The 3,961-nt window shown below is 38.9% G+C and carries 7 protein-coding genes; all 7 read left to right on the top strand.

Annotated features, from left to right (window positions below; genetic code table 11):
* Window positions 1-187 precede the first annotated feature (187 nt).
* Window positions 188-952, top strand: a complete 765-nt coding sequence (locus tag ASC50_RS05525; protein WP_082592108.1) for a type IV toxin-antitoxin system AbiEi family antitoxin — start codon at window positions 188-190, stop codon at window positions 950-952.
* Window positions 945-1,847: a nucleotidyl transferase AbiEii/AbiGii toxin family protein gene (locus ASC50_RS05520; protein WP_055432976.1), complete on the top strand. Its 903-nt coding sequence runs from the start codon at window positions 945-947 to the stop codon at window positions 1,845-1,847. Before ASC50_RS05525 ends, ASC50_RS05520 begins: the two co-directional genes overlap by 8 nt.
* An 83-nt stretch (window positions 1,848-1,930) precedes the next feature.
* Window positions 1,931-2,098, top strand: coding sequence for a hypothetical protein (locus tag ASC50_RS07270; RefSeq protein WP_158648503.1), 168 nt, complete (start codon window positions 1,931-1,933; stop codon window positions 2,096-2,098).
* On the top strand, window positions 2,076-2,456 hold the full coding sequence (locus ASC50_RS05515; protein WP_158648502.1) for a PIN domain-containing protein: 381 nt from the start codon (window positions 2,076-2,078) through the stop codon (window positions 2,454-2,456). Before ASC50_RS07270 ends, ASC50_RS05515 begins: the two co-directional genes overlap by 23 nt.
* 109 nt (window positions 2,457-2,565) lie before the next feature.
* The gene (locus ASC50_RS05510; RefSeq protein WP_158648501.1) at window positions 2,566-2,799 is read left to right on the top strand and encodes a DUF3791 domain-containing protein; all 234 of its coding nucleotides are present in this window, start codon (window positions 2,566-2,568) and stop codon (window positions 2,797-2,799) included.
* Entirely contained in the window at window positions 2,796-3,482 is a 687-nt protein-coding gene (locus ASC50_RS05505) for a DUF3990 domain-containing protein (RefSeq protein ID WP_055432979.1), read from the top strand. Before ASC50_RS05510 ends, ASC50_RS05505 begins: the two co-directional genes overlap by 4 nt.
* Window positions 3,483-3,636: 154 nt before the next feature.
* Window positions 3,637-3,961 (top strand): histidinol dehydrogenase (locus ASC50_RS05500; protein WP_193391218.1); only part of this gene is annotated, 325 nt, incomplete at its 3' end.

Genomic DNA, 3,961 nt, shown 5'->3' with positions numbered 1-3,961 from the left:
TCATTATAACTTAGCGCAAATTCGGGCGCAAAGGTAAGGATTATTTTTAAACAACATTCAAGTTTTTGTACCTCCATTGTTTAAAAAAAGTTAAATTTTGTGGGGGGGGGGTGTTAAATAAAGTTAAATGCCAGATAAATGATGAATCTTTTTCGTTGTGGTTTATTTTTTTTAGTATATTTGCACCATGAATGTAAAAGGACAAACAAAAATAAACTATTTTCTGCAAAAATTGCCGTCAGGTGCGCTATGTTTTGCATCGTGGCTAAACGCGAATGGCATATCCTATACTTTGCAGCAACATTATCGCGATGCACAATGGTTTACAGCCATAGCGCCGGGTGTTATGTACCGTACCGGCGATAAGCCGACTTTGTTCAGTGCTTTGGCTTGCTTTAACAGCCAACTGCATAAAAAACTGCATGTTGGGGCTTTGTCAGCATTGGAAATGCGGGGTTTTGCCCATTATGTACCACTCGGCAGACAAACGATTGTGGTTTATTGTCCTCGCGATGAATGGTTTCCGCAATGGTTCTTAAAGTATGATTGGGGTGTCAATATTCTAAAAAGATGTTATGACACAAGCGAAACAGGAATAGCTACTATAGCCGAAAATGGTTTTGAAGTTTCCGTTTCCTCCCCCGAGAAAGCATTTTTGGAATGCTTAGACCTTGCACCAAAACATTACATTTTAACTGATTTATATTATGTTATGGAAATGTTGAACGGTTTGCGACCTGCGCTATTGCAAGTCTTGTTGGAAGAGTGTAAGTCTGTCAAAGTAAAAAGATTGTTTCTCTATATGGCTGAAAAAGCCGGACACGTTTGGTTAAATGATTTGGATTTATCACGAATAAGTTTGGGAACAGGAAAAAGAGCAATCGTGGAAAAAGGCGTTTATAATGCAAAATATCAAATAACATTGCCACGAGATTTAGTTGAATATGAATAAATTATATAAACAACAAGTTGAATTATTGCTGAAAATCATTCCAACCTTATCAGGAATTGATGATTTTGCAGTACACGGAGGTACGGCTATAAATCTTTATGTGCTTGATTTGCCTCGCTATTCCGTTGATATTGATGTAACTTTTGTACCGGTAAAATCACGGGAAGAATCATTTGCTGAAATTCATAAAAATCTGTCAATCATCAAGGAAAAGGTAAAAACAATCATTCCAAATGCAATTGTTACTGAAAAACCCAATAAAATATACTGCAATCAGCGGGGAATAATGGTAAAGGTAGAAGTCAGCGGAACAAAACGGGGACTTATTGAGCCAACGGAAATAAAACCGTTATGCAAAAAGGCGCAAACTGCTTTTGAAACTTCCAACAAAACAAAAATTGTATCATTTTCACAACTTTACGGTGGAAAAATATCGGCAGCACTCGACAGGCAACACCCGCGGGATTTATTTGATGTAAAACTGATGTTCGACAAGATAACCGATTTTGAAGAGGTAAAAAAAGGTTTTTTCTACGCTCTTTTAGGCAGCGACCGTCCCATAGTGGAAACGCTTGCCCCTAATCGGACAAATCAAAGCGAAGCACTTGTACAGCAATTTGCAGGCATGACAGATATTCCGTTTAGCTATTCTGATTTTGAGAAAACTCGCGAAAAGTTGATAGAGTTCATAAATTCTAATTTAACGGACAACGATAAGGCGTTTTTACTTGATTTTGAAGCCGGAAATCCATTGGCGAAACACACCGAATATCAGGAGTTCTTACAATTTCCATCCGTGCAATGGAAGCAGTTGAATATAAGCAAACTAAAATCCGATAATCCTGTAAAACACAAGCAAGGAATTGAGAAATTGGCAAAATTTTTGGCATTGTAGCCAAGGTCCCCCAAAAAAACAGGGTTGCCCATTCAACCAAATAAGCATTACCTTTGCAGAAAAATTTTTAATATAACGATGATATGGAAACAGTAATGAAATCGGTAGTGGATTTGAATAATGAACCCACCGGGGTTGTTTACGCCGGTCAACTCGCAGGGATTTTTAACAAATATGCTAATCCCTCTAAAAGAGAGCACGAAACGGATGGCTGGAAGAAAGGAATGGATGAAAAGTACGGTTTATCTTGATACAAATATAATTCTACGCTTGTTTCTCAACGATGATGAGGTGCAAAAAAACACTTCTATTTTGACACTCGAATCGAACAATTGTTTTGTGTTCTCTGAAGTGCTCTCTGAGGTAGTTTATGTTTTGTTGAAAACGTATGAAAGTGATAGACATTATGTAGCAAGTTCTTTGCGCTATTTTCTGCGGATTCCAACGGTTTCAGTCATTGATTTTGAGGTGATTGACGAAGCCCTTAAAGTTTTTGCAACCACAAAATTAGATTTTGTAGATTGTATGCTTTCCGCATATAGCAAAGTTCGTAATTTTGAGATTGCAACATACGACAGGGCACTGATTAGCCAAATGGCAAGGAAATGAAAAAAAAATGATGAAATAATATTGATAACTCATAACTCATAACTCATAATTATTTACTACCTTTGCCCCCATAATGTAAATAAACAACAATATGGCATATAATAACGTTATGGAATCAAGATTGGACAAAGAAACAAGCGATAAGGTGAGTTTTATCACCTATATCGTCCCGAAGTTTGCCGATGCTTATAAAATGAACATTCAAGGTGCTTTCTTTTACTTGAAAAAATATGGTGGGTGGGATTTTTTGAACGAGCATTGGTGGGCGTTGCATACCGACAATCCGTTTTGGGCGGTGCGCGATATGTTTGAAATTTGCCGTCAAAATGGAGGGCGACGATGATGCAGGTTTATCACGGAAGTTATATGCTTATTGACAGTGTTGATTTGGATTATTGCAAAGACAACAAGGATTTTGGCAAGGGTTTCTATGTAACAAAATTCAGAAAACAAGCCGAAGATTGGGCAGAAATTATCGGGAAAAAGCATAAGACCGAAAGCGTTGTTACCGAATTTACTTTTAATGAAAGAGCTTTTACCGATAAATCTTTCAAGGTATTGCGTTTTAGCGAATATAATGACGAATGGTTGGATTTCATCGTACTGAACAGGAACACGGCAACAGCAGCATCTCAACACGACTACGATATTGTAGAAGGTCCGGTTGCGGATGATAAAATAACAAGAACTATTGACGATTATTTGGCAGGTGCAATTTTAAGAGCGGATTTTTTACAAATGCTCAAACACCATACAGAAACACATCAGATTTGTTTTTGTACAACATCTGCGCTTTTGTTTCTCGAACAACCTAACCTTATGCGAATATCAAAGTTTGCCCATATCGGTGAGCCGCTCGTAGAGCAACTGATGCTGGACTTGAACATAGATGAAATCAGAGCCACAGAAACATTCTATGCGTCAAAAACCTTTACACAACTTGCAACTATTTCAACCGAACTGTATAAAAAAGATTGGCAGGAGATTTACAAAATGCTGCAAAAAGAATTGACTCATGACTCATAACTCATAACTCATTACCACCTTTGCCCTAGTCGTGTTCGGAAGATTGGTTGGAAGTTCCTCCACGGGCTGAAAGCCCAACTTGCCAGTTCAAAAAAAAATGCGTACCTTTGTCCCACTTTACCACTAATGGTGAAGTTTAATACAGTTTAGACGTATGCAGACATACCTTTATCCTCCCAGAGTGCAGTGGAACGAGTTAATTGCTCGCCCCACGCAAAATCAGACTGCCCTTTTCGGCACAGTTCAAACCGTGCTTGATGCCGTGAAATCGCTTGGCGATGAGGCGGTTAAGGCCTATGAGTTACAATTCGACAAAGTTGCTTTGACAGACTTGGAAGTGCCGCCGGAAGACCCGGCACGGGGTGCAAAACAGGTGCCCGAACCTCTCAAACGCGCACTTTTGATTGCGGCAAGTAACATTCTAAAATTTCACGGCGCACAACGACAAGACACTTTACCCTGTGTGGAAACGGCAGAGG

The organism is Candidatus Symbiothrix dinenymphae (assembly GCF_001431085.1).
Note: the sequence above shows the minus strand (reverse complement) of the source record. Positions and strands in the feature narration are given on the sequence as shown.

Excerpts from the sequence above, each read along its gene's own strand:
- ASC50_RS05525 (WP_082592108.1), top strand. The coding sequence starts at position 188 with ATGAATGTAAAAGGACAAACAAAAATAAACTATTTTCTGCAAAAATTG.
- ASC50_RS05520 (WP_055432976.1), top strand. The coding sequence starts at position 945 with ATGAATAAATTATATAAACAACAAGTTGAATTATTGCTGAAAATCATT.
- ASC50_RS07270 (WP_158648503.1), top strand. The coding sequence starts at position 1,931 with ATGGAAACAGTAATGAAATCGGTAGTGGATTTGAATAATGAACCCACC.
- ASC50_RS05515 (WP_158648502.1), top strand. The coding sequence starts at position 2,076 with ATGAAAAGTACGGTTTATCTTGATACAAATATAATTCTACGCTTGTTT.
- ASC50_RS05510 (WP_158648501.1), top strand. The coding sequence starts at position 2,566 with ATGGAATCAAGATTGGACAAAGAAACAAGCGATAAGGTGAGTTTTATC.
- ASC50_RS05505 (WP_055432979.1), top strand. The coding sequence starts at position 2,796 with ATGATGCAGGTTTATCACGGAAGTTATATGCTTATTGACAGTGTTGAT.